Annotated in this window: 33 protein-coding genes, 1 tRNA gene and 3 pseudogenes; 30 read left to right on the forward strand and 7 right to left on the reverse strand. The window is 67.2% G+C overall.

Features of this window, described 5'->3' with window-relative positions:
• Positions 1 to 219 precede the first annotated feature (219 nt).
• Entirely contained in the window at positions 220 to 2241 is a 2022-nt protein-coding gene (locus tag ACWDKQ_RS02150; protein ID WP_450136933.1) for a cytochrome c oxidase assembly protein, read from the reverse strand.
• 121 nt (positions 2242 to 2362) lie between these two features.
• Between ACWDKQ_RS02150 and ACWDKQ_RS02155 the strand changes: the two genes are divergently transcribed.
• From ACWDKQ_RS02155 to ACWDKQ_RS02175, 5 genes are all read left to right on the forward strand, one after another.
• A complete protein-coding gene (locus tag ACWDKQ_RS02155; protein WP_450136934.1) occupies positions 2363 to 2920 on the forward strand; it encodes a DUF3558 family protein in 558 nt (185 codons plus the stop codon).
• Between the two features lie 128 nt (positions 2921 to 3048).
• Positions 3049 to 3125: transfer RNA gene (locus tag ACWDKQ_RS02160), tRNA-Arg, on the forward strand.
• A 74-nt stretch (positions 3126 to 3199) separates the two neighbouring features.
• The gene (locus tag ACWDKQ_RS02165; protein ID WP_450136935.1) at positions 3200 to 3385 is read left to right on the forward strand and encodes a hypothetical protein; all 186 of its coding nucleotides are present in this window, start codon (positions 3200 to 3202) and stop codon (positions 3383 to 3385) included.
• Positions 3386 to 3392: 7 nt separating this feature from the next.
• On the forward strand, positions 3393 to 3611 hold the full coding sequence (locus ACWDKQ_RS02170) for a hypothetical protein (protein WP_450136936.1): 219 nt from the start codon (positions 3393 to 3395) through the stop codon (positions 3609 to 3611).
• Between the two features lie 271 nt (positions 3612 to 3882).
• Positions 3883 to 4440 carry an NUDIX hydrolase gene (locus tag ACWDKQ_RS02175; protein ID WP_450136937.1) on the forward strand — a complete coding sequence of 186 codons (558 nt, stop codon included), beginning with the start codon at positions 3883 to 3885 and terminating at the stop codon, positions 4438 to 4440.
• On the opposite strand, the gene ACWDKQ_RS02180 is transcribed toward ACWDKQ_RS02175, so the two are convergent.
• Positions 4412 to 5239, reverse strand: coding sequence for an XRE family transcriptional regulator (locus ACWDKQ_RS02180; RefSeq protein WP_450136938.1), 828 nt, complete (start codon positions 5237 to 5239; stop codon positions 4412 to 4414). The two genes, ACWDKQ_RS02175 and ACWDKQ_RS02180, sit on opposite strands and share 29 nt — an antisense overlap.
• 39 nt (positions 5240 to 5278) lie before the next feature.
• Positions 5279 to 5803: a helix-turn-helix domain-containing protein gene (locus ACWDKQ_RS02185; RefSeq protein ID WP_450136939.1), complete on the reverse strand. Its 525-nt coding sequence runs from the start codon at positions 5801 to 5803 to the stop codon at positions 5279 to 5281.
• A gap of 171 nt (positions 5804 to 5974) precedes the next feature.
• Here ACWDKQ_RS02185 and ACWDKQ_RS02190 point away from each other — a divergent pair, with 171 nt between their 5' ends.
• The 13 genes from ACWDKQ_RS02190 to ACWDKQ_RS02250 all read left to right on the forward strand — a co-directional run bounded on the left by ACWDKQ_RS02190 (position 5975) and on the right by ACWDKQ_RS02250 (position 13209).
• On the forward strand, positions 5975 to 6136 hold the full coding sequence (locus tag ACWDKQ_RS02190; protein WP_450136940.1) for a hypothetical protein: 162 nt from the start codon (positions 5975 to 5977) through the stop codon (positions 6134 to 6136).
• On the forward strand, positions 6117 to 6545 hold the full coding sequence (locus ACWDKQ_RS02195; RefSeq protein ID WP_450136941.1) for a hypothetical protein: 429 nt from the start codon (positions 6117 to 6119) through the stop codon (positions 6543 to 6545). The genes ACWDKQ_RS02190 and ACWDKQ_RS02195 overlap by 20 nt, the downstream gene beginning before the upstream one ends.
• A 98-nt stretch (positions 6546 to 6643) precedes the next feature.
• On the forward strand, positions 6644 to 6970 hold the full coding sequence (locus ACWDKQ_RS02200; protein WP_450136942.1) for a hypothetical protein: 327 nt from the start codon (positions 6644 to 6646) through the stop codon (positions 6968 to 6970).
• 518 nt (positions 6971 to 7488) lie between these two features.
• Positions 7489 to 7662, forward strand: a complete 174-nt coding sequence (locus ACWDKQ_RS02205) for a hypothetical protein (RefSeq protein WP_450137022.1) — start codon at positions 7489 to 7491, stop codon at positions 7660 to 7662.
• A 20-nt stretch (positions 7663 to 7682) separates the two neighbouring features.
• Complete coding sequence (locus ACWDKQ_RS02210; RefSeq protein WP_450137017.1) at positions 7683 to 8357, forward strand: SPASM domain-containing protein; 675 nt, start codon at positions 7683 to 7685, stop codon at positions 8355 to 8357.
• A 10-nt stretch (positions 8358 to 8367) separates the two neighbouring features.
• Positions 8368 to 9105, forward strand: coding sequence for an AAA family ATPase (locus ACWDKQ_RS02215; RefSeq protein ID WP_450136943.1), 738 nt, complete (start codon positions 8368 to 8370; stop codon positions 9103 to 9105).
• Positions 9102 to 9938, forward strand: coding sequence for an aminoglycoside phosphotransferase (locus ACWDKQ_RS02220; RefSeq protein ID WP_450136944.1), 837 nt, complete (start codon positions 9102 to 9104; stop codon positions 9936 to 9938). Before ACWDKQ_RS02215 ends, ACWDKQ_RS02220 begins: the two co-directional genes overlap by 4 nt.
• A gap of 225 nt (positions 9939 to 10163) precedes the next feature.
• The gene (locus tag ACWDKQ_RS02225; protein WP_450136945.1) at positions 10164 to 10598 is read left to right on the forward strand and encodes a hypothetical protein; all 435 of its coding nucleotides are present in this window, start codon (positions 10164 to 10166) and stop codon (positions 10596 to 10598) included.
• A 105-nt stretch (positions 10599 to 10703) separates the two neighbouring features.
• Positions 10704 to 10910 (forward strand): hypothetical protein, encoded by a 207-nt coding sequence (locus ACWDKQ_RS02230; RefSeq protein WP_450136946.1) that lies wholly within the window; start codon positions 10704 to 10706, stop codon positions 10908 to 10910.
• A gap of 128 nt (positions 10911 to 11038) precedes the next feature.
• A complete protein-coding gene (locus ACWDKQ_RS02235) occupies positions 11039 to 11209 on the forward strand; it encodes a hypothetical protein (RefSeq protein WP_450136947.1) in 171 nt (56 codons plus the stop codon).
• A gap of 63 nt (positions 11210 to 11272) precedes the next feature.
• A complete protein-coding gene (locus ACWDKQ_RS02240) occupies positions 11273 to 12214 on the forward strand; it encodes a quinone oxidoreductase family protein (protein ID WP_450136948.1) in 942 nt (313 codons plus the stop codon).
• Positions 12215 to 12258: 44 nt separating this feature from the next.
• Entirely contained in the window at positions 12259 to 12849 is a 591-nt protein-coding gene (locus tag ACWDKQ_RS02245; RefSeq protein ID WP_450136949.1) for a TetR/AcrR family transcriptional regulator, read from the forward strand.
• Positions 12850 to 13032: 183 nt separating this feature from the next.
• Entirely contained in the window at positions 13033 to 13209 is a 177-nt protein-coding gene (locus ACWDKQ_RS02250) for a hypothetical protein (protein WP_450136950.1), read from the forward strand.
• A 277-nt stretch (positions 13210 to 13486) separates the two neighbouring features.
• On the opposite strand, the gene ACWDKQ_RS02255 is transcribed toward ACWDKQ_RS02250, so the two are convergent.
• Positions 13487 to 13705, reverse strand: coding sequence for a hypothetical protein (locus ACWDKQ_RS02255; RefSeq protein WP_450136951.1), 219 nt, complete (start codon positions 13703 to 13705; stop codon positions 13487 to 13489).
• Between ACWDKQ_RS02255 and ACWDKQ_RS02260 the strand changes: the two genes are divergently transcribed.
• Both ACWDKQ_RS02260 and ACWDKQ_RS02265 read left to right on the forward strand, forming a co-directional pair.
• A complete protein-coding gene (locus tag ACWDKQ_RS02260) occupies positions 13659 to 13817 on the forward strand; it encodes a hypothetical protein (RefSeq protein ID WP_450137018.1) in 159 nt (52 codons plus the stop codon). The genes ACWDKQ_RS02255 and ACWDKQ_RS02260 overlap by 47 nt on opposite strands.
• A gap of 64 nt (positions 13818 to 13881) precedes the next feature.
• The gene (locus tag ACWDKQ_RS02265; protein ID WP_450136952.1) at positions 13882 to 14307 is read left to right on the forward strand and encodes a DoxX family protein; all 426 of its coding nucleotides are present in this window, start codon (positions 13882 to 13884) and stop codon (positions 14305 to 14307) included.
• 1 nt (position 14308) lies between these two features.
• Here the strand turns inward: ACWDKQ_RS02265 and folE are convergent, their stop codons facing one another.
• On the reverse strand, positions 14309 to 14905 hold the full coding sequence (gene folE, locus ACWDKQ_RS02270) for a GTP cyclohydrolase I FolE (protein ID WP_450136953.1): 597 nt from the start codon (positions 14903 to 14905) through the stop codon (positions 14309 to 14311).
• Positions 14906 to 15108: 203 nt separating this feature from the next.
• Between folE and ACWDKQ_RS02275 the strand changes: the two genes are divergently transcribed.
• Positions 15109 to 15780 carry a helix-turn-helix transcriptional regulator gene (locus ACWDKQ_RS02275; RefSeq protein WP_450137019.1) on the forward strand — a complete coding sequence of 224 codons (672 nt, stop codon included), beginning with the start codon at positions 15109 to 15111 and terminating at the stop codon, positions 15778 to 15780.
• A 59-nt stretch (positions 15781 to 15839) separates the two neighbouring features.
• Here ACWDKQ_RS02275 and ACWDKQ_RS02280 read toward each other — a convergent pair whose 3' ends face one another.
• Positions 15840 to 17075, reverse strand: coding sequence for a sodium:proton exchanger (locus ACWDKQ_RS02280; RefSeq protein WP_450136954.1), 1236 nt, complete (start codon positions 17073 to 17075; stop codon positions 15840 to 15842).
• A 266-nt stretch (positions 17076 to 17341) separates the two neighbouring features.
• Here ACWDKQ_RS02280 and ACWDKQ_RS02285 point away from each other — a divergent pair, with 266 nt between their 5' ends.
• The gene (locus ACWDKQ_RS02285) at positions 17342 to 17719 is read left to right on the forward strand and encodes an ArsR/SmtB family transcription factor (RefSeq protein ID WP_450136955.1); all 378 of its coding nucleotides are present in this window, start codon (positions 17342 to 17344) and stop codon (positions 17717 to 17719) included.
• A 34-nt stretch (positions 17720 to 17753) separates the two neighbouring features.
• Here ACWDKQ_RS02285 and ACWDKQ_RS02290 read toward each other — a convergent pair whose 3' ends face one another.
• Complete coding sequence (locus tag ACWDKQ_RS02290) at positions 17754 to 18170, reverse strand: hypothetical protein (protein WP_450136956.1); 417 nt, start codon at positions 18168 to 18170, stop codon at positions 17754 to 17756.
• Between the two features lie 91 nt (positions 18171 to 18261).
• Between ACWDKQ_RS02290 and ACWDKQ_RS02295 the strand changes: the two genes are divergently transcribed.
• From ACWDKQ_RS02295 to ACWDKQ_RS02330, 8 genes and pseudogenes are all read left to right on the forward strand, one after another.
• Positions 18262 to 18627, forward strand: coding sequence for a TetR-like C-terminal domain-containing protein (locus tag ACWDKQ_RS02295; protein WP_450136957.1), 366 nt, complete (start codon positions 18262 to 18264; stop codon positions 18625 to 18627).
• Positions 18628 to 18738: 111 nt separating this feature from the next.
• The gene (locus ACWDKQ_RS02300; protein WP_450136958.1) at positions 18739 to 18957 is read left to right on the forward strand and encodes a 2-hydroxycarboxylate transporter family protein; all 219 of its coding nucleotides are present in this window, start codon (positions 18739 to 18741) and stop codon (positions 18955 to 18957) included.
• A gap of 14 nt (positions 18958 to 18971) precedes the next feature.
• A pseudogene (locus tag ACWDKQ_RS02305) lies at positions 18972 to 19079 on the forward strand (CoA transferase); the annotation flags it as partial.
• Positions 19076 to 19312, forward strand: a pseudogene (locus ACWDKQ_RS02310) (CoA transferase); the annotation flags it as partial. The pseudogenes ACWDKQ_RS02305 and ACWDKQ_RS02310, both read left to right, overlap by 4 nt.
• 131 nt (positions 19313 to 19443) lie before the next feature.
• A pseudogene (locus ACWDKQ_RS02315) lies at positions 19444 to 19743 on the forward strand (aldolase/citrate lyase family protein); the annotation flags it as partial.
• Between the two features lie 50 nt (positions 19744 to 19793).
• A complete protein-coding gene (locus ACWDKQ_RS02320) occupies positions 19794 to 20186 on the forward strand; it encodes an aldolase/citrate lyase family protein (protein ID WP_450136959.1) in 393 nt (130 codons plus the stop codon).
• 593 nt (positions 20187 to 20779) lie between these two features.
• Positions 20780 to 21295 carry a DUF6879 family protein gene (locus ACWDKQ_RS02325; RefSeq protein WP_450136960.1) on the forward strand — a complete coding sequence of 172 codons (516 nt, stop codon included), beginning with the start codon at positions 20780 to 20782 and terminating at the stop codon, positions 21293 to 21295.
• Complete coding sequence (locus ACWDKQ_RS02330; RefSeq protein ID WP_450136961.1) at positions 21282 to 22136, forward strand: helix-turn-helix domain-containing protein; 855 nt, start codon at positions 21282 to 21284, stop codon at positions 22134 to 22136. Before ACWDKQ_RS02325 ends, ACWDKQ_RS02330 begins: the two co-directional genes overlap by 14 nt.
• Positions 22137 to 22532 lie beyond the last annotated feature (396 nt).

Below are 22532 nucleotides of genomic sequence, written 5' to 3' on the forward strand. Positions count from 1 at the left end.
CCACCCGGAAGTTGGCCACCCGGTGGCCGGTCTGTGACTCCCGCACGACGGGGCCGGTGAGGACGTTGCCCACCGCCGCCACTTGCGTCTCGAAATCTGCCGCTCCGCTCGGTCCCGCGGAGGGCGATTTCCGGCCCGCAACCAGAAGATTGCCCGAGCGATGTCACGCGGCGCGACCGATTTACCACGTTTCGCGCACATCCCGGCCGATCGGCCAGGTCACTGGCTACGAGGGGGGTCCTTCTCGGCGAGTTGCCTGAGCATTTCGTTGTACGCGGCCAGATCCGCGCCGCCGTCCGCATCGGCCTTCCGGTCGATCCTCCGGGCAGCCCGGGAATCGGCCCTGGACCACTGAATCAGCAGCGCCAGCATCACCACGACCAGCGGCACCTCGCCCGACGCCCACGCCAGGCCGCCGCCGAGCCGCTGGTCGCCGAGTAGGTCGGTCATCCAGGGCAGGTCGAGGCCGCGGTAGAAGGCCGCCCCGATCACCGTCTGCGACATCATCAGCACGATTCCGAAGAACGCGTGGAACGGCATTGAGGCGAAGACCAGGCCGACCTTGCCCATTGACGGCAGCGGGCGCGGCGCCGGGTCGATGCCGATCACCGGCCAGTAGAAGATGTAGCCGACCAGCAGGAAGTGCGCGTTCATCGCCAGGTGCGCCCAGTGCTGGGTGAGCGCCACGTCGAACAGGCCGGAGAAGTACAGCACGTAGAAGGAGCCGACGAACAGCGCCAACGCCACGAACGGGCTGGTCAGCACCCGCGATACCGGCGAGTGCACCAACGCCAGCAACCATTCGCGGGGCCCAGGCGGCTGCGTCTTCCCCGCGGGCTTGAACACGCGCAGCGCCAGCGAAGCCGGACCAGCCAGCACCAGGAAGACCGGTGCCAGCATGGACATCAGCATGTGCTGACCCATGTGCACGCTGAACAGGGCGGGTGCGTACTTGCCGATGCCCGACGAGGTGGCCATGAAGATCGTCGCGCACCCGCACAACCAGGCGATGGTCCGTCCGACCGGCCAGGCGTCGCCGCGCTTGCGCAGGCGGTAAACGCCCCACAGGTACAGCCCGGCCAGCGCGAGCGCGAACGTGCCGTAGATCAGGTCGAACCGCATGTCGAACAGCAGGCGCAACAGCGTCGGCGGGGCATCCAGCGGGTAGCCGATCAGCAGCTCCGTCCGGCCCGGCACCGCCTTGCTCCCCTCCGGTGGAGGGGTACGTCCGAGGGCGATAGCGACGCCGATTGTGGCGAACATGATCAGTACCTCCGCCGCGCCCAGTCGCAGCAGCGCGGCTGCACCGGCCCCGTCGTCCAACCGCCGGACAACGCTGCGGCGCTGGAAGTACCCGAACGCGCCGAGCGCCACCAGGCCGACGACCTTGAGCACCAGCAGGAAGCCGTAGGTGGAGGTGAACAAGTCCGCTGGCGACACGCGGACCAGCGAGTTGATCACGCCGGAGGACGCCATCGCGATCCAGCACACCAGGGCGATCCGCGAGAATCGCCGGGCCACCAGGGGGAGGTGCGCACCACGGCGGGCGGCGTGCGCCAGCAGCGCCACCAGGCCACCCACCCACAGGACCGCGCCGAACAGGTGGAGGAGCAGGCTGTTGGTCGCGATGTCGTGCGCGCCGCCGCTGGCGGAGTGGCCGGTTGCGATCACCGGGAACAACCCGACCAGACCCAGAACGAAGGCCACCACGGTCCAGCCCCAGGACAGCACCACCCGGCAGACCAGGGCGACCACGAACGCGATCAGCGCGGTCAGCGCCCACGCCTTGGCTTCTTCCAACGCGTCGACCAGGCCGAAGAGCACGTCGACGCTGAGCACGTCCCCCACCGGGCGCCCAGTGGCGTCGGCAGCGATGAACGGCACCATCAGCGCCGCACCCACGCACCACACCGCGGCTGCCCAGCTAGCGGTCCGCACGGCGGCGTAACCGTCGGCGGCCAGCCGACCCGAACGCTTCGCCGGAATCCCGAACGCGGCCAGCATCAGCGAACCGATGCACACCACCGCACCGGATTCGGCCACCACCCGGACAACCGGCAGGCCGTACTGCGTGATCGGCCCAGGGTCGGGCAAGCCGAGCACCGCGTAGGAAGCGCCGGCGGAAAGCGCGGTGAGGGCGGCGGCGATCAGCGCCGCCAGCACCCCGGCGGTGACGACCAGCACTCCGACCGTGCTCGACGTGCGCCGCTCCGGTGCTGGCGCGGGGGTCTCGGATGGCACATACCGAGCGTAACGGCCGGTCCCGGGCGGCCACCTTGCAGGATGGCGGCCGGGAGCGTGGTTTGCCGCACGTGCGGGCCGCTACGGTTGCGGAGTGACCACTGTCCGTCGCCGTGTGTTTATGTTGCCGATGTTGCTGCTGTGCACGGTGACCGGCTGCGCCTCGAAGATCCCGGGCGAGCCGATCCCTGCGGCGGGTTTCCACGAGAACCACCCGGCAGAGCCCGCCCAGCCGAGATCGACCGTCGCCGCGAAGGCGCGCATCGCGATCCCGCGCAACTTCGACGGGATCGATCCGTGCGCCCTGCTGACACCGGCGGACCTCGCGTTCGTCGGCGGTCCGGTCGGGCCGCCGCACCCGGACAACCCGATCGCCGGGACCTGCTCCCAGCTGTTGACCAGCGGCCCGGAGAACACCGCCGCGGCCGGCTTCTACGAGCCCTACGAGGTCGCGTCCCGGCGACAACCGCGCGGCGTGCAGCTCGACATCGAGGGGCATTCGGCCTGGTTGTACTGCGAACTGGTGAACAGCCACCAGACATGCATGGCGGCCACCGCGATCCGGTCCGACCGGACGCTGCTGACCATGCTCGCGATGCAGGGGGCGACCGCGGCCGACACCGCTGACCAGCTGGGCAAGCTCACCGCCTCCGCCTTGCACAAGCTGCCACCGGCCTGATCGGGCGGCGCCTGGTTGTCGATCAGCTTTCCATTCGGTACCGGCTCGGCAACAGTGCGGCGTCAGTCCCACACCTGCGGGCGGGTGCGGTTACCCTGCTTGCTGCAGCTCAAGCTGCGCTCCGATCGGCCCCCATAGCTCAGCTGGATAGAGCAAAGGACTTCTAATCCTTAGGCCGCAGGTTCGAGTCCTGCTGGGGGCACCACCAGGCAAAACGTAGGGACTGTGTCCCGCACAACGCATAACAAGCAAAGGACTCGGCGGCCTACTCTCGGTGTCATGACGATCACCCAGGGCACGCCACGCTCTTCGCAGACTGCCGCGCTCGACGACCTCGGCGAGCTGCTGACGGACTGGCGGCGTCACCTGCGCGCCACGAACACCGCGCCGAGCACGATCGTCTCCTACCTCAACGTAGCGGGCTGGGGAGGTCACGCCGCTGGAACTCGACGACCTCGACTTTGAGGCCGACGTGGCGCATGTGATGGGTAAGGGGTGCCGAGGGCGGGCTATCCCGTTCGGCAACAAAAAGGGTGCGGCGCTTCGCCGGTACATCCGGGCGCGGGCACGGCATCCGAAGGCCGCCGGAAGTTCCCGGCTGTGGATCGGCAAGCAAGGGCCGCTGACCGGGTCGGGCATCGCGCAGATCCTTCGCAGGCGTGCCAAGCAGGCAGGCATCGGGCACCTCTAACCGCACATGATGCGGCACCTGTTCTCACACAATTTCTTGTCCGCAGGCGGCCGAGAGCAGGACCTAATGCGATTGAACGGATGGAGGTCCCGCGAGATGGTCGCTCGCTACGGGGCATCTGCCGCCGGCGAGCGGGCACGCGAGGCGCACCGCCAGGCCGCGTTGGGTGACCGGTACTGAGCGAACGCCGCGGCGCTCCCTCCCGACTCCAGGTCACCGGGGGTCCGCTGTGATGGAGGACCTACGCAGGGTTCCGGTAGCGTTCCGCTCCGTGGCGAACGAGACGAACGCGCCCGCGCTGGCGACTTGGACTATCCGCGGCGAACGACTGATCGACGACACCCGGCGGCTCAAGCTGAGCATCGCGTCTGTCGGGCTGCCGGACGGTGTCACCTTCGAGCAGTACGTCTTGCGCATGCCCAAGGCCGCGATGACCGTGGTCGTCAATGACGACCGCGTGCTGATGATCTGGCGCCACCGGTTCATCCTCGACCAGTGGGTGTGGGAGCTGCCCGGCGGCTACGTCGACCCGAAGGAAGACCCTACGTTGACGGCGGCCCGGGAAGTCGAGGAAGAGACCGGGTGGCGCCCGTTGTCGATCCGACCGTTCGGCACCTTCCAACCGATCACCGGCACGGCCGACTTCGAGAACCTGCTGTTCCTCGCCGAGGGCGCGGAGGACACCGGCAAACCGGCCGACATCAACGAAACCGCCCGCGTCGAGTGGGTGCCACTCGCCGAGATCTCCGACCGCATCGAGCAAGGACTGATCCCGGGCGCTGCTGCTCAAGTCGCGTTGTTCAAGCTGTTGGCGCAGCGTCGAAGCTGATCCCCATCGCGGCCAGCTCCTCGCCAAGCTCAGCTACTACCGGCACGGCCTGGTGACGGTGGAGGCGCTTGGCGAAATCCTGCAAGTAGAGCCGAGCGCGCGCTGACTGCAACTTGCGACCGAGGCGTAGGGCGTCGCGACCAACTGCGCATGCCTTTTCAATCTCCCGCAGGTCAGCGACGATGGACGCGAGCAACGCGGTGTTGAACAACTTGCCGCGGTCGTACCCAGCGCTCATTTCGAGAGACCGGCGGGCGAAACGCTCCGCGGCGCGCAGGTCGCCGAGTTCCCGCATGCAGTGGGCCATCTTGGCGGCGAGGTAGGCGGCGTCGTAATAGCTGAGCCATGACGGGTGCTCGACTTGGTCTGCCCGGCTGAACGCGGCCTCTGCGTCCCGGAGCGCGGCCACGCTTCCGCGTTTGTCGCAGACCAGGGCCAGGCCGTGTGCTTCCATGACGGCGGTCTCGGATTCCAGTGCGGCGAGCCCGGTTCCGGCTGCTGTGTCGCGGGCCGCTCGCGCCAGCCCCACCGACACCGCTCCGTCACGGGCGTGTGCGGCCTGGTGGCTCATGCCAGCGAGCATTTCGGCCGAAAGCGCGTTGTCGCTGACCCGTTGGCACAGCTGCAATGCCTGTTGCAGGTGGCGTCGACCCGACAGCATGTCGCCGACGTCGTAGGCCATCCACCCCGCCAGTTGGTTGAGTTCGGCGACGGCTGAGACGAACTCGACCTGGTCGCGGCCGGGGCGATGGTCGTGCATGGCGGGGGCGACCTCATCGGCGAGGTAGGCGCCGACCATGCCCCTGGCGTGGCCGCCCCCGAACCGGTTGTCGAGCCCTCAAAACGTCGCTGTGGTCTCCCTGATCGATTCCACATCGAGCGGCACACGCATGCCGGTGTTCAGGGCGGGTGCTCGGCGGCGCCCACAGAACCACCCGAAGTCGACGCGGGAGGTTGTGGCCGGCGCCGAGGTTTCCCGTGCGGGGAGCTTGAACCACAGCGACGACTCGGAGATGTGGAGAACCGACGCCCACGCGGTGAGTTTATCGAGGTCGCTCGGGGGTTTCGCGCCGCGCTCCAGTCGGCTGATCTGGGCCTGTGTCATGTTGAGCCACCGGCCCAACGCGGCCTGGGTGATCACCGGACGGTGCTCGTACCGGTAGGCGTACATGACTTTGCCGAAGTCACGCGACTTGAGAGCTTCGGCCATCGTCGGGCGCTGCCAGAACTCCTCGTTCTTCGGCTCCGGGCGTGACTTGCCGACCGTATCGTTCCGCCGGCACGGACTGCACTGCACGTCGTCGTTGTCCACGCGCAGGCGGGTGCCGCACGTGCGGCACGAACGGTTGTTCCTGGCGCTCATGGTCACCCCATCAGTGCAATCTCACGATCAGTGTACGAATAGCGACCGCCTGTCACGTGCGGATATACGCGGGATGTATATCGCACACCGCTCTGTCGTTTCCTCGCAGGCCAGCAGGGTCGAAAGTCATTGCTTCAGTAGGAAGTCCGCGGCAACCGGAAGGCACGGCCGATGTCAGCGCTTGGGTTCGTCCTCGGGGTGCTGGCCATGCTCGGCGGCTTGGCCATCTTCACCGCCTGGTGGAGGCGGCGCTGCGGACTAGCCGACGCCAACCGAAAGAACGTCGAGGACGACTGGCAGGAGGCGGCGCGCCATGCACTCTTCCGAGATTGACTACCTGTTGGCCGAGCTACGCCGCCAGTCGTGGGGGGTGTGGGTCTTCGGCCCGAAGTCAGCCCCCGACATCGTCGCGGTGGTGCGCCGGTGGCCGACGTGCGCGGATGTGGTGATCCTTCGTGGCAAGGATGGCGAACACGACGCGACTGCCTACCGCACGGCCACCATGCCCGGCGCCGACCCGCTCATGCCCGAACTGGTGTCCTGGCAATACCACTCATCGGCGGCGTGGACCTTGCGAGCAGTGCTCGCGCTGCCCGAACCGGGGCACGCTCAGGCACCGATCGCGGTGCTGCGACCCGACCCGCTGTGCTTCCTGCCCACGGACCTCGGCCGCCCCATCAGGTATCGGCCGCCGTCGATCTTCGGCGACCCGCCGCACCCAGCGCGGCCGATTCGCCACTGATTTCGGCGTTGAGAGGCGACGCGGGACGGCCGGGCCGGTGCGCACCGTGGCAGCGGCCCGGCCACCACCAACCGTCACAAGCAGAAAGGGCCGCCGCGGTGGTCGTCTTAGCTATTGCACTTGGCGTTGCCGCTGTCGCATTGCTGACCGCGTGGGCGATTCGCTACTACCCGGCACAGCGGCATTGCGACGGCGCGGTGTCCGTGCGAGAAGTGGTCGACCGCGTCGAGTCCGAGGCCAGCAGCGGCGGCCGACGCCGGAAACGCGAGCCCATCACGATCCGCGGTGACCTCGCCGACGATCTCGCCGACATGCAGACCCGAATCCTGCTGCTGCCGCCCGAAATTCGGTCACTCGACCGCGACGACCAGGCGCGCAACCTGCTCATGATGCACCGGGTCCTCGCGGGCGTGAAGTGGCTTTAGACCCGGCCCGGTGTCGTGAAGCGCCCCCCGACCGGCACCGGGCCGCCCGGCCTGTCCAGCGCATTCCCCCGGCGCGTTGGGCGGCCGGTTCCAACTTCCCGCACCAACGACGTTGCGGGCCGAAATGGCCACTATGGACAACGGAAGGAGGTGACCGATGCCGGACAATCCCGGGCCCGAATCCGATACTGCCACCGAGCAGGACGACAGCAGCGAAAGGCGAACCGTACTACGACGCGAACCGCGTAGCGCACTGGCTGGGAGTCGGCCCGCAGCTCTGACCCCCGCTGGCCGGGCAGCGTCGAGTGACGTTCCAACTGCCCGGCCAGCTTCCCCAGGGCCCGGCGTGGAACAGCCACGCACGGGCCGCTGTGACCGGATCGACGAGCGGCACGGCGCCGCAACCGACCGGACCGCGCCGGGGCCTACCCGCGGTGCCTGAGAGGGGCACCACAAGAACGAACGATCAATGCAAGCGGCGAATTCGGAGGTTCACTGTGGACGCAGGGATTTCGTTCGTGTGGTTAGAGATCACCGGGAGATGTCAGCTGGAATGCACGCACTGCTACGCCGAGTCCGGCCCAACCGGCGACCACAGCACCATGCAGGTGAACGACTGGCGGCGGGTCATCGACCAGTCCGCCGAGTTGGGCACTCGGATCGTGCAGTCATCGGCGGTGAGCCGACCCTGAACCCGGCGTTACCGACGCTGATCAACCACGCCCTCGGTCGAGGCGTCGAGGTCGAGGTGTTCACCAACATGGTCAGCATCCACCCCGCCCTCTGGGATGTGCTCACCCAGCCCGGCGTGCGGCTGGCGACGTCGTACTACTCCACCGATCCCGGCGAGCACGCCGAGATCACCCGCCGGCCGACCTACGAGCGCACCAAAGCCAACATTCGAGAGGCGATCCGCCGTTCGATTCCGGTTCGAGCAGGCGTCATCAACCTGTGGGACGGCCAGCACAGCGACCAGGCCGTCGCCGAGCTGCGCGAGCTGGGCGTGACCGACGTCAGCGTTGATCACATGCGGCAGGTGGGCCGCGGTGTCCGCGACCAGCAGCCCAGTATTGATCAGCTCTGCGGGCACTGCGGGCGGGGCGTCGTCGCCGTCTCCCCCACCGGGGACGTGTGGCCGTGCGTGTTCTCGCGGTGGATGCCGGTGGGCAACGTCCGTCGCAAGCCATTCGCCGAGATCATCACTGGTAAAGGCATGCGCAGCGCGAAGTCCCAGCTTGCGAGCCGGGTACCGTCGGCGGGCAAGAGCTGTGACCCGACCTGCTGCCCGAACACGATGTGCGACCCGCAGTGCAGCCCCTCCTGTAGCCCCTCGTGCAGCCCGGCGGGAAACTGCACACCAAGCGGGAACTGTTCGCCGAACTACTAAGGATCAGCCTGTGCTCGTCCGCCGTGCCTACATCCCTGAAGCCCAGCGCCCGGAGGCGTTCGACGCCTGGCCGTACACGGTGCCGTGTGTCGCCGAGCTCGCCGAGCACGGCCTGACCTTCACCGCGCCGGTGACCATGCTGGTCGGGGAGAACGGGTCCGGGAAGTCGACGTTGGTCGAGGCAATCGCGGAGGGTTTCAAGCTCGACGCGCACGGCGGGCGAGCGGGCCGCAAGTACGTCAACGACCGGCCCAAAACCCCACTCGGGGACGTGCTCAAGCTGGACACAACCCCAGCCGGGGGCCGGCTGCTCACCGGGCCGCGGTCTCGGCGCAAGGGGTTCTTCCTGCGCGCCGAGACCGCGTTCGGACTGCTGAACACCGTCAGCGGCATGTACGGCTACTGGGATGAGAGCACCGCGGAGATGTCCCACGGCGAGGGCTTCCTGACCGTGTTCGGCTCGATGTTCCAAGAGCGCGGGTTCTACGTCATGGACGAGCCCGAGGCCGCGCTGTCCTTCGAATCCTGTCTCAAGCTGGTGGGGCTGATGCACCAGCTTGGCGAAACCGGTGCACAGGTGGTGTGCGCGACGCACTCGCCAATCCTGGCCGCCACACCGGGCGCGGACATCATCGAAGTGGGCGAGCACGGCACCCGCCGCGTGAAGTGGGACGAGCTTGATCTCGTCGACCACTGGCGCCGCTACCTGGCGGACCCCAGCCTCTACCTGCGGCACATCACCGAATGAGCCCGACCGCCGCCGAGGTCGCCGAGGCCGACCGCCGGTTCGCCGAATGGATGCGCTGTAACCTCGCCCACGCCGCCGAGCGCTTCCGGGTCGCCGTGGCCGGTGAGCCGGTGTTCGGGTGGCGGCTGCGGTCGATCGGCGCTCCCGTGGACAGCTCCGACGGTCGCCGATGGCTGCGGGTGCTGTCCGATCAAGTCCAGTGGGCCGAGGGGGATTGGTGGACGGGCAACGCCGACGCGAACACCATCACCGGCATCCGCAAACCGCGCGTGCTCGATGTCGTCGAGTGGGAAGTACCCGAGGTGCGGCGCCAACGCGCCGAGCTGATGACCTACGTGGCCGGCCAACGCTGCTCGGACACCGACGCGCTGCGGGCCGAGGTCGAGTTGCCGTCTGAGTGGTGGGCTGAGCTGCGCCGCAGTCTCGACGTGATCCGCTCGACCCCGACGGCGCGGGTACGCAAGGAAGGGGCGGAGATCCGCCAATCTGTACTCGACCGGTTCGGGCTGTCGATCGAAGTGCAGGAGTGGGAAACCGTCCACGGCGATCTGCACTGGGCGAATCTGTTGCAACCCGAGTTCGGCCTACTCGATTGGGAACACTGGGGGCGCGGCCCAGTCGACGCCGACGCCGCGTCTCTGTACTGCTACAGCCTGCTCGCGCCCCGGACCGCCGCCACCGTTTGGGCCACGTTCGCCGACGTGCTCGACACCCCCGCAGGCACGACGGCGCTGCTCTACGTCGCCGCCCGGCTGCTGCACCGCGTCGACATGGGCGACCATCCTGAACTCACCGCACCACTTCGCCGCCTGGTCGACAATCTCGAAACCTAGGAGCCTGTCTCTGCTACGGACACGCACAAGCGGGCGCCCGTTACAAATCCGGTCGTTCTGCACCCCAAGCGCGCGCTCCGGATGGCACACTCTTGATCATGGGTCGAACTTAAAGAGCTGCTCAGCCAGTTCAAGGGGCTGGTCCGCCAACGGAAGCCGCAGCAAACGCCGACTTATCAGGTGCTATCCCAGCGCACCATCACAACCTGGGCTATCGGGATTGTCGTGGTTGCGCTCGGCTCACTCTGGGGGATGCTGCACTATTTCGGCAACGACGATCCCGCCAGCAAAAACCGACTCGAAGCCATCCGCATCGCTAGCACGATCGTCGTCGGCACCGGCGGAGCCGCCGCCCTACTTCTCGCCGCACGCCGTCAACGCTTCACCGAACTTGACGGCACTGAACGCCGCATCACGGAGCTGCAGACGAAAGCCGCCGACCAACTCGGCCGTGAGGCGGCTGCGGTACGTCTAGCTGGGCCTCATAGCTTGGAGCGTCTCGCCCACGATCACCCAAGCCACCGACAGACCATTGCCGATATTATTTGCGCCTACCTACGTATGCCCTTCGATCCTCCAGCGGGCGGCCCGCAGCGCCGCCTGATCGCTGGGAGCCTTCGGCAGCGACGCGAACCGGCATGGGGAGCGGCCCGTATCTAGGGAGCTGTCCACTCAGGCGCAATCTAAACAAGAAGAAAGACAAGTCAGGATTGATAGCTCAAGGTATCTGATGACGCCCTGCCCGCCCTAGCCGTCGTCCTCCAAGTGCCCGTCAGCGACGTGCTCAATGCCGCCGCCGAGTCAGTGGGACTCAAGATCAAGCGCACGGACGCCGGAGACGAGGCAACGCGGACCTTCACCGCATTGATCGAGGATCGCGACCCCGACGAGGTCGCCGCCGCCCTCGACATCGTCCAGTCAGCGCTACGCATCCGACCCCGCAACGACCAAGAGCGCCGCGAGGTCGAGTAGTCACACAACAGCGATCACCGCCGCTCTGCGCGGGTGAACTTTTGTTCGAACGGGCGTCGGTCGTTGGTGGCAAGTCACCCCATCCGTGATGTCCAAAAGGGGAAAGGTTCAGCCAAGGGGAGGATGGCGTGGCAGCCGTTCAGTTCACGTACGTGAATCTGCCGACGCCCGACGCTGTGATCGTCGAGCGCTACGGACACGTCACCGTGGTGGCCGATCACCGCGTCGCGGGCGACTACCTCGCCAACGTCCTCACCTACGCCCAGATGCTCAGCGATGCCAGCCGCGACAAGGCTTGACGCTTGACAACCTCTCCCAATAAAGTTCCGATCCGTATCGGAACTTTATTGGGAGGGGTCAGCGTGAAAGCCGTGGTTGTCAGGTCGTCCGAGGAACTCGCCGTGGTCGACGCGCCGGAACCGGCTCCCGGGCCCGGCCATGTGCTTGTCGAGGTCGACGCGATCGGCGTCGGCTACGTGGACGTCATGGCCCGCCGAGGCGAGTACCCATACTTTCCCGGCGCGGGTTCGGTGCCTGGCCTGGAAGTCGTCGGCTGCGTGACGGCGGTTGGACCGGACGTGCCCGAAGGACTGGTCGGGCAGCGCGTTCTGGCCTTGCCCGCCTTCGGCGGCTACGCCGAGAAGGTCGTCGCTGAGGCCGATCGGGTTTTTCCGGCGCCGCCGGGCACCGACACGGGCGGCGTGGTCGCGGTGGGTGTGAACGCGATGGTTGCCGAGCTCGCGCTCCATCGGGTGCGGGTGGCATCCGGAGAACGTGTGCTCATCCGTGGCGCCGGCGGCGGGATCGGCGGACTCGCCACACAGATCGCACACGCTCGCGGGGGCGAGGTGACTGTCGTTACCTCGTCTGCGGCACGCGGCGGACGTCTGCGAGCCCTGGGCGCCGCACGGGTCGTCGACCGGACCGACTCCGCCCTTCCTAGCGGGGCCTTCGACGTCGTCGTGGACCCCGTCGCCGGCCCCGATCTGGGGAAGCATCTGGAACTCCTGCGGCCCAACGGCCGTTACATCCTCTGCGGTGCCGCCGGTGGCGTTCCCGGGCCGGAATCCTTCGAACCGTTGCTGCGCGATTTCCACAGGTCACCAACGCTGTTCGCGTTCAGCCTGAATTCGGTCACCCCGGAAGACCTTCGACTGTCCTGGAAGAGGATTGGCACGCTGTTGGAGGAAGGTCGGATCTCGGCCGTGGTCGATCAGCGTTTCCCGCTCACCGAGGCCGACGCCGCGCTTCGGCGGGTGGAGAGCGGAAAGCCGTTCGGCAAGGTCGTCCTGCTCCCTCGGTAGGGTGGCTGGACTACAGGATTTCGGTGCGGTTCCAGGAGAGTTCGATGGCACGCCAGCGGGACGAGCGGATCGATAACGCCGTGCTGGCGGCGGTGACCGCACTCCTGCGGGAAGTCGGTTACTCGGCCCTGACCATGGAAGCCATCGCGAAGCGGGCGGGCACCAGCAAACCCGCCATCCGCCGGCGATGGAAGAGCCAGAAACACCTGGTGGTCGCGGCCATGGCACACGACCGGATCGGTGTCGTGGAGATCGACACCGGGTGCACGCACTGCGACATCGTCGGGCATCTCGAAGCGCTCCGGGTCGCGATGGACGACCCGACCCTTGGCCACGTCCTCCCGGCACTCGTGGCCGACCTCGCCGATGATCCGGAACTGCGGGAAGGCTTCCTCACCGCCGTCTGGGGACCTCGCCGGGGAGCGTGCATCGTCTCCCTGCAGAAGGCAAAGACACGCGGCGACATCCGTCCCGGCCTCGACATCGACCTCGTGGTCGACCTGTTCGCAGCCCCCGTCGTCTTCCGGGCGCTCTTCGGCCATCGCGAACTCGGGCCGGAATTCGCGGAGGACGTCGCACGCGCCGTGCTTGTCGGCGTGGGTACCGGCGACCGGCCCTGCTGCGCGAAAACCTGATCAAACTCGCCCAAACCTCAGCAGTTCGACCTCGCTACTCGGCGTGCGGCAGCCGGCAAGCAGACCGAACATCAGCGTGAGGGTGACCCGTGCGGTAGAAGTCACGACAACGCTCTGCACCAGTACATCCGGGCGCGGGCACGCCACCCAAAGGCGGCCGGGATCTCCCGACTGTGGATGCCGATGACTGCTTCGGGCCTTGCGCAGATCTTTCGCAGGCGTGCCAAGCAGGCCGGCATCGGCTACATCTACCCGCACCTGATGCGGCACGTGTTCGCGCACAGCTTCTTGGCCGCCGACGGCCAAGAACAGGACATGATGCAGCCGCAACGCAGGACTGAATGCGTTCGGCACGTATGAAGATCAACCGTTCGGACCCCAGTGGCAATGCCAACGCGCTCGCTCGGTGTGTCCGAAACCACCCCCACTGGAGCTCGTTGATCGATAGCGTCCGCCGCGGTCGATAAGCCAGGGGAGGCAATGACTCAGGTGAATTCCAGGCGGCGGCGGAGGGACTGAACGCCATCCGTCAAACCGAAAGGGCCGCCAAACGCTGACGCAGACCAGATCGCTCAGGTGTCTGGGCCGGGCAACTACCCGGACGGCCAGCAGCTGACGCAGCGGTTCATGGACAAGGCTAACCATGGCGAGGCGCCGTCTCGCTGACCGTCGCCGTCTCCCCGAAGAGCTCCGTCCCGACGTCGTCCTGGCCGACGGCCCCGCGCTGCTTCGGCCGCTGCCCGCCGGCCTCGCGCCTCGCGAGGCCGTAGTGCTCTCCCCCATCACCGCCAGCCTGTCCCAACTCCGAGATCGCCGAACACCTCGTCGTCAGCGAAGGCACGGTCAAGAGCCACATCAACCACCTGCTGGCCAAGATCGACGGCGACCGCGCCCATGCCGTCGCTTGCGCCGCGGCCTCGTCCCGTGAGGCGCGTCGCGGGCCTTGCGTCGAAAGCCCGCCCGATTGAGAAGGCACCGGGGTGGAAACACCTATTGGTGTCGCAAGGACACCCACCGTCTTTGGGGGCGGGCGTGACGCAGGATTCTTCGGAGAGACTTGGCGGGATCGCGCTGTCCGTGACGCGGATCGTCGTGTCGTTCCTGTTCATCCAGCACGGGGTGGCGGCCCTGTTCGGCTTGCTGGGCGCCCCCCACGCCGTACCGCTGTTCGAGTGGCCGAGCTGGTGGGCGGGGTTAATCCATCTCGTCGGCGGGGCCTTGGTTTTCCTCGGACTTTTCACCAGGCCGGCCGCGCTGGTGTGTTCCGGCGCGATGGCGTTCGCGTACTTCACCGTGCACCAGCCACGGGGGCTGCTCCCGATCCTCAACGGTGGGGTTCCGGCCGCGCTGTACAGCTGGTTCTTCCTGCTGTTCGCGGTGCTGGGGGCCGGACCGTTCGCGCTCGACGCGCTGCTCCGCCAAGCCCGGCAGGCCCCCGCGCCCACCCGGGCGGGCTGAGTCAGGCGTTGACGCCGGTAAGGGCGAAGAACTCCTGCCTCGACCGCGCGTCCTGCCGGAGGGTGCCCAGCAGCGTCGAGGTCACGGTGTTGGAGCCGGTGGCCTGCACGCCTCGCAGGGTCATGCAGGTGTGCTCGGCTTCGATCACGACGCCGACGCCCTTGGGCTCCAGCTGCTCGCACAGCCAGTCGGCGACCTGTTTGGTCAGCCGTTCCTGAACCTGCGGACGGCAGGCGAAGTGCTCGACGACCCGCGCCAACTTGGACAGCCCGAGGATCCGCTCGCCGGGCAGGTAGCCGACGTGCGCGGTGCCGACGAACGGCAGCAGGTGGTGTTCGCAGACCGAGCGGACCGGGATCGCCCGGGCGAGCACCAGCTCGTCGTACTGCTCCTCGTTCGGGAAGGTCGTCAGGTCGAACGGCCGCGGCGTGAACAACTCCGCGTAGGCGCGGGCCATCCGCCCCGGCGTGCCACTCAGGCTCTCGGAATCGGTGGATATCCCCAACGCCCGCAGCAGATCACCGGCCGCTTTCTCGGCGGCTGCGAGATCGATCTCGCCCTCGGGCTGGTGGGCGACGTGCAGGACAGGTGCGGACATCAGGTGATCCTCTGGGTCAGTTGCGCCAGGCCACCTGGCTCGGCCACCCGGACTAGTTTCACCAATGAACGCTAGTCTTTTTCATGCCATCGGGTCAATGCAGCAGTACATGACCTCCCAATGCCGATTTCGGACACCAAATTGGGCGTGAGAGGCGTTACCGTGGAGGCATGGTGTCCAGCGACGAGCCAGCTGCGGGCTCGATGGCGGCAGTCGCAGTGTTGGCGGACGGCCTGCGGCGCGGGATGTTCGAGTTCATCCGCCGCGCCCGTCGGCCTATCGGCCGGGACGAGGCAGCCGCCGCGGTCGGCATTTCCCGCAAGCTCGCCGCCTTCCACCTGGACAAGCTCGTCGACGCCGGGTTGCTGTGTGCGCGGTTCGAACCGGTGGGCGGCATCCGCAAGGTCGGCCGCACGCCGAAGGTCTACGAACCCACCGACGCCCACATCGGGGTGAGCATTCCGCCAAGGCGCCCCGACCTGCTGGCCGACATCCTGCTCGATGCGGTGCTCACCGAAGGCGAGCGCGAGACCGCGATCGAGTCGGCGATGCGCACCGCGCGCGAACGTGGACAACGCCTCGGCGCCGAAGAACGCCTCCGCAGCCGCCCCGGCCGCCTCGGCGCCGAACGCGCGCTGACCAGGACCGAACAGGTGCTCACCCGCTACGGCTTCGAACCCGACCGGGAGAGCCCGACCTGCGTCCGGCTGCGCAACTGCCCCTTCCACCCGTTGACCGCCAAATCGCCGGAGTTGGTTTGCGGGCTCAACAACGCCTTCCTGCAGGGCTTCCTGGCCGGGCTGCAGGCCCCGTCCGTGGAGGCCGCCCTGGACCCGCGGCCCGGGGAGTGCTGCGTCGCCCTGCGCAGCACGTGAAGGCTGGTCACCAGCGGGCGCGAAACTGGGGGTGCGCCCGCTGATGGTCAGCCGCTCGATCAGCGGACGGCGCTTGCAGGTTCGGGCGCTTCCGAGCTGTCGTCGACTTGGCGCCGGAAGGGCGCGGCGAGGGTGGGCAAGATGTGGTGGCGGTTGCGGATGAGCGCGGCGATCGCGATCACGGCGTAGATGCCGCACAGGACGTAGCGGGCGGTCTGGCCGGGCAGCGCGAACTGCGCCGCGAACAGCCCGAGCAGCGTCCACGCCGTCCAGCGCGGGAAGCGCAGCGCCAGCACAGCGGCCACCCCGAGCACCGTTTGGGTCGCGGTGAGCAGGAACTCCTCCAACTGGCGGGCGTCCAGCCGCAGCGCCGTCTCACCACCGCCGAGCAGGTAGGCCACCGGCAGGCTGCCCACCAGCAGCGTCCACTGGTTGACCTTGGCGGAGATCAGCGTGCCGATCGCATCGGCACCCTTGCCCCGGACGGCAAACAGGATCGCGACGATGAACTCGGGCGCTTCCGAGGCCAGCGGCGCGAGCCACTGCACGAGCAGGAACTGGTCGATGCCTAGCTGGGTGCCCGTTTCGATCAGCGAGTGGGCGAATGGTTCGGCGCAGACGACGATCACGGCTGCGGCGAAGGCGAACAGCGCGATCACCAGCGGTCGGCGGACGTGCTTGGGCAGCCCGCCGATGGTGGCGGCGGTGCCGACCAGGTCGGGTTCTTCCGCCTCGGCGCGTGAGACCCTCCACAGGTAGAACACGAAGAATCCGAGCAGCGCGAACCCGAGCAGCAGCGAGATCTGACCGGTCGCGGGCACTAGGAACGCGACCACCGAGGCGATCGCGAGGAACCCGAGCTCCACCCGGTTGTCGGACTCCAGGGTCAATTCGCGCACCGACTTCCCGGTGCGCCGCTTGGCCAGCGCGAGCGCGACGATCACCACCAGCGACCAGCCCAGGCCGAGCAGGAGGCGGTTGGAGCCGGTCATGTTCGCCGCGGCGTAGGCGACGTACTCGGGGGCGCTGCCTGCGGTGTAGGCGAAGTAGAGGTCGACCGCGTACTCGGGCAGCACGGCGATCACCGCCAGGATCGCGATAGCCAGCCCGCCCGAGATGTCGACCTGCGCCGCTTCCGCAGCCCAGGCCAGCACGAACGACGAGGCCACCACGGCCATGCCGAACAGCAGCAATCCAAGCACCGGGCTTGGCGTTAGCCCGGAGAACCGGAGGACCAACGCGGGCACCGCGAGTGCTCCGCAAAACGCGAGCGGTCGCAGCAACTTGGTGGACATCGAACACCTTCCCGGGCCGTGGCCTGCCTCGGCCGGGACGTCCAGGGTCTCGGCCAGGCGCAGATCAGCTGGCCGAAGGTCTCGTCCACCCGCGTCGCGGGCGCCACCGCCGGAGAAGGATCTCAGCGTGTCGAACGGTGGGCTTGCGGACTACTCCCCTTCGGAACGAGATCACCTTGGCATTCATTTCGTAGTTTTCGCAACCAACGAAGCATTTGCCGCGGCGCCCACCAGGGGTTGCGCGTTCAGGAACAATCGAGCTCGCCATGCCGAAAAATCCCGCGCCGCCCGCCGCAGAATCCGACCCGCCCAGGCAGGACGCCGAACCGACCGAGGCCCAGCTGACCGCTGCCGCGGCGACGTTCGCGCTGCTCGCCAGCCCACCACGACTGCACCTCGTGTGGTTGATCACACACGGTTCCTACGACGTGGGCACGCTGGCCAAGCGGGTCGGCATCAGCCTCGCGACGGTTAGCCAGCACCTGAGCAAGCTCCGGTTGGCGGGTGTCATCACCGCCCGCCGCGACGGCCGACGCCACCTCTACACCGTCGACGACCCGCACGTGGTGGCGCTGGTCGAGCAGATCTTCGAGCACATCGCCCCGGACGGCAGCCTCGCGCCCGATCCGCCGCAGTCCCGCTGACGCTTTCCACACGAAGCGGCGCGAGGCCGTCCGGTCACCGCCCCGGCGGGACCGGGATCAGGCGGTACGCATCGCCATGGGCGGCGACGCGGCCCGCGGTGGGCGGCGGGAAGTGGGTGCCGAGCACGAGGGTGTCCGCACCGGCGAGGGAACCGAGCAGCGCGTGGCGGGTGACGGCGGATTGCTCGGGGTCGATGTCGACGCAGGCGCTGATGTCGGGATGGGCGAACTGGATGGGGTGGTGGACGCAGTCGCCGGTGATCAGCGCCATGTCACCGCGGCTGGTCAGCTCGACGGCGACGTGTCCGGGCGTGTGCCCGGGAGTGGGAAGCAGGCGCACACCGGGTGCGATGTCCACACCTTCGGCCGGGATGTCGAGCAGGTCGAGCAAACCGGCGTTCTCGACGGGGTGCACCGAGTCGCGGAACATTTGCCGTCGCGGCTCGTCCATTGCGTATCCGGCCCAGAATTCCCGTTCGACTCGGGCGGTGAGGTAGCGGGCGCCGGGGAACGTCGGGACCCATTCGCCGTCCTGCTGCCGCGTGTTCCAGCAGCTTCGCCCCGAGACTCCCCCCGAAGACCACGGGGCGCTGGCCGCTGACCTGACCGCTTGGGCTGAGCAGTTCCTCGACGAGATGAGTTCGCCGCCCGGACGCGCCTACATCCGCGACGCCCTGCTCGGCTCCCCCGGCGGCGGCAATGCCGGCCAGTGCTCCGCCTACGCCGCGGAGCAGATCGACGTCATCCTCGCCCGCGCGGCCGCCCGAGAGGAGCCCGCCCCCGACGTCGAAGCCGTTCTCGACCAGGTGGTCGCCCCGATCATGTACCGCATCCTTTTCCGCCCCGACGGCACCGACGCCAAGTACGCCCGCGGTCTGGTCACCAACCTCCTGCACGCACCGGCGTAAGTTCCGAGTCATAAGCGAGGCTTATGCCCACCTCGGGAATCGGCCTCTGATGCCTGCTAGGCGTTCACCGTCGGAACCTTGATCACCATCGTCGCCACCGTGGTCACCATGATGGCCACCGCGTTCCTGGTGGGTCGCTGGATCGGCATGTACCCCGTCGACACCGCGATCGTCGTCGGAACGCACACCGGCATGGGCGGCACTGGCGACGTCGCGATCCTCAGCGCCACCCGGCGCATGGCGCTGATGCCGTTCGCACAGATCGCGACGCGCATCGGCGGCGCGATCACGGTGACCGTGGCGCTCATCGCCCACACCAACCTGTACTGAGAGGTGGGAAGCAAGTGCAACCACTCCGCGGCGTGACCGTGGTGGCCCTCGAACAGGCCATTGCCGCGCCTTATGCCACCCGGCAGCTCGCCGACCTCGGGGCTCGGGTGATCAAGGTGGACCCGAGCACCACGGCTACGCGGGCAACGCCAACCGCGAGGAGTTGGGACGGATCATCGCCGCCCGCTTCGCGGCCCTGACCGGCGACGAAGCAACCGTGCTGCTGACCTCCGTACCGGTCGCCTGCGCCCGCGTCAACACCCTCGCTGACGTGTGGGAACACCCGCAGCTGGCGGCACGCGGCCGGTGGCACGAGGTGCAGACGTTGCGCGGCCCGGTGCCCGCCTTGGCACCTCCCGGGCCGGTCGGCCCCGAGCCGCGGATGGACCCGATCCCGGATATCGGCGAGCACACCAGGAAGATCCTGGCGGAGCTCGGCCACGAGGAGTCCGATATGGACGTTTTGATACGAGACGCAGTGGTGCGATGCGCAACGCGGTCACCTTGCTGTTTGTGCCGGGCTCACGTCCTGAGCGGTTCGCCAAGGCCGCCAGGGCGGGCGCCGATGTCGTCATCGTCGACCTGGAGGACGCCGTCCCGGCGGACGTCAAGGCAGCAGCACGGGAAAACCTGCGCTCCGCATGGCCGATCGGTTCCAGCGTGGCGGTGCGCATCAACGGGCGCAGCAGCCCGGAGTTCGACGACGACGTGGCGCTCTGCCGGAAACTCCGCCCTGCCGCCGTAATCCTGCCGAAGACCGAAAACGCGCAGGACGTAGAGGTAACCGCCGAAGCCACCGGAAGCCCAGTGCTCGGCCTCGTCGAAACGGCGCGCGGATGGTCAACCTCGGCGAGATCTGCGCTGCACCGGGACTCGGCAGGCTGGTGTTCGGCAGCATCGACCTGGCGCTGGACCTCGGCGTCACGGCCGACGCGGCGTTGGACACCTCGCGCAGCGACCTGGTCCGGTGGTCGGCGGCGTGCGGGCTGCCCGCACCGATCGACGGGGTCACGCCGTCAATCAACGACACCGAAGCGATCGAACGGGATTCGCGCCGCGCCAAGGAGTGGGGGTTCGGCGGAAAGCTGTGCATCCACCCCGCACAGCTGCCGGTCGTCCGCGACGCCATTAAGACCGAGCCCCGAGGAGGTCGCGTTGGCGCGGCGCGTGGTCGAAGCGGACGAGCAGGCGCTCGGAGCTGCGGTTTCGCTGGACGGTGCGATGATTGACCGGCCCGTGGTCGAACGCGCACGGCGGTTGCTGCGGGCGGCGAACTGACTTCACGTCGCGCGGCGAGGTGGTTTGGCGATTTCGCGTACATGGTTACCGGAGTTACACGCAAGTCAGACCCCGCCTGGCCTACTTCACCGCAGGTCAGCGGCGGTCAGAGCGAACCGCTACCCCCCGTCATCGCAGGTCGGCCCGAGGGCGTGATTTCCGCTGGTCAACTGGGCCGCTAGGGGGAGCCGCCCCGCTATCTGGGGGCGCACCCTCTGATCTGTGCGGCTATGGGCAAGTTATGCAACATCGCGACTAGACCACGGTCGGGCCTTGATCCGCCCTGGCTGATCGCTAAGTCTGTGACCATGAAGCTACGCAAGGTGTCCGGCTGTGAAGATAAGGCATGCCCCACCGTGTACGTCTCAGACCGAGGTACGGCCGTAGTCCAGGGCGACCACGTGCACAGCGCTGAGGGCCTGACACTCGGCGAAGGAGAGACGGCAGTCGAACTACCCCCTGAGATCATTCTCAACGCCGTGTCCGAGCTAGTCGAGTCTGGAGCTAGCCCGGACGCCGTTCAGCGGCTCAGGGAGGCTCTGAAGTGATTTTGACCGGCGAGCAGTTCGGCGCACGGTTTGACAACTGCCAGCGGTCCGCATGGCGGTTCGAGTGCCAACCGACGTACGCCATGCAGAGAGAACAAGACAACCTGAATTGTTGGCGTGCAGGGGAACCGAAACCCGAAGGACACAACGCGGTTTGGCACGAAACAGTCAGGGAGATTGCGACATCCGGCCGGACCATCGGGCGTGTTCGCACCGTTCGGCAACCGCTCACGGAGTACCAGCGGTTCCAACTTGCGTGGGCCATCCCCGGCAACATCGAAGCCGGGGAAGACATCCGGATCTTGGACCTGACCGAACTAGACCTTGATCTACCTGCCCATGACTTCTGGTTGTTCGATGAGTCGACCGTGGTCGATCTGAACTTCAACTCTGGCGGAACTCTGCTCAACATCGACCAGCGGGAAAACCCTGACCTAACCCAATACCTCAAGTGGCGAGACACCGCATTGAGTCGCGCCGTGTCGTTGAGCGAGTGGAATGCTCGAACCTGACACAGAACAGCAACAACGCAAGAACCTTGCGGACACGCTGAAGCAGCTACGCAAAGCGGCCGGGCTCTCTGGCGAGAGGCTGGCCGTTCGTGCTGCTATGTCCCAATCAAAAATCAGCCGGATTGAATCCGGCAAGACCTTACCGACTGTTGCTGACGTAGAACGCATCATGGCGGCACTCGACGTGCCAACCGACGTACGGGAAGAACTGCTAGCGCTCACTCGTTCAGCAAACGTCGAATACACGTCGCTACGGTCATCCGCCCGGCAAGGGATCTGGCGCAGCCAAGCTGAGATCAAAGCGCTCACCGAATCAGCCTCAGTCGTCCGCCAATTCTTACCCGCTATCCCCTCCGGACTAATCCAGACCCGAGACTACGCAGGTGCCGTACTTACCCCCGGCGTTGAGGGCCGACCAGCACGGAATATTGACCGCGCCGTACAGGCGAGGCTAGATAGCCAAGACACACTCAACAACGAATCTCGGCGATTCCATTTCTTACTCACCGAGCAAGCCGTAAGGCTCAAGCGTGCCGCAGCTAGCGTTATGGTTGAACAGCTAAAGCACATGGCCGAGGTGTCGCAGCGGACAAACGTAGATCTAGCGATCCTCCCTAACACGGCCTTGGTGAACGCCTCCCCACTAAACGTGTTCGTCGTCTACGACGATCGGCTAGTGCTCACCGAGATTTTCGCGGGCGAGGTAGCGCTACGCGACTACCGAGACATTACCTACCACATCAACGTGTTCGAGCACTTCCGCGAACGCGCCCTAACGAGCGAGGACGCGAGACAGCTTCTCGAATCGGCAGCAGACGAGTTTATGCGAGCACGCGACTAAAACTACACCCGCCGATCAGCGCTCCCGATAATCAAGGTAGAAATATTCGGGAGGCACCTTGCTTACTCTGTTGTGGCGCTGGCAAGAGCAGCGCCGAAAGCGTCAGAAATACCGAGCGATGGTGAAGCGCCGGAAGCGGGTGCAGCTGTGAGCACCCCGGCTACTGAAACCGAGTCGTCGCTGACGCTGGAAGACCTGCTAACTGAACTCCGACTGCGAGGCTGGACGCTGATTCGATGGGGGCCGTTGGAATCCCCCGAGCTACTCGCAGCGATGTATCATAGAGCGACTAGCGCCGACGTGTTCATTCTCCGCAGCGCTAAGGACGCTACCGCCTACCGGTGCCCGGTCATCGGTGACGCACCCGTGTTCTGCCCGCCGATAGTGGCGTGGCAA

It is taken from the genome of Saccharopolyspora sp. NPDC000995, assembly GCF_053599315.1.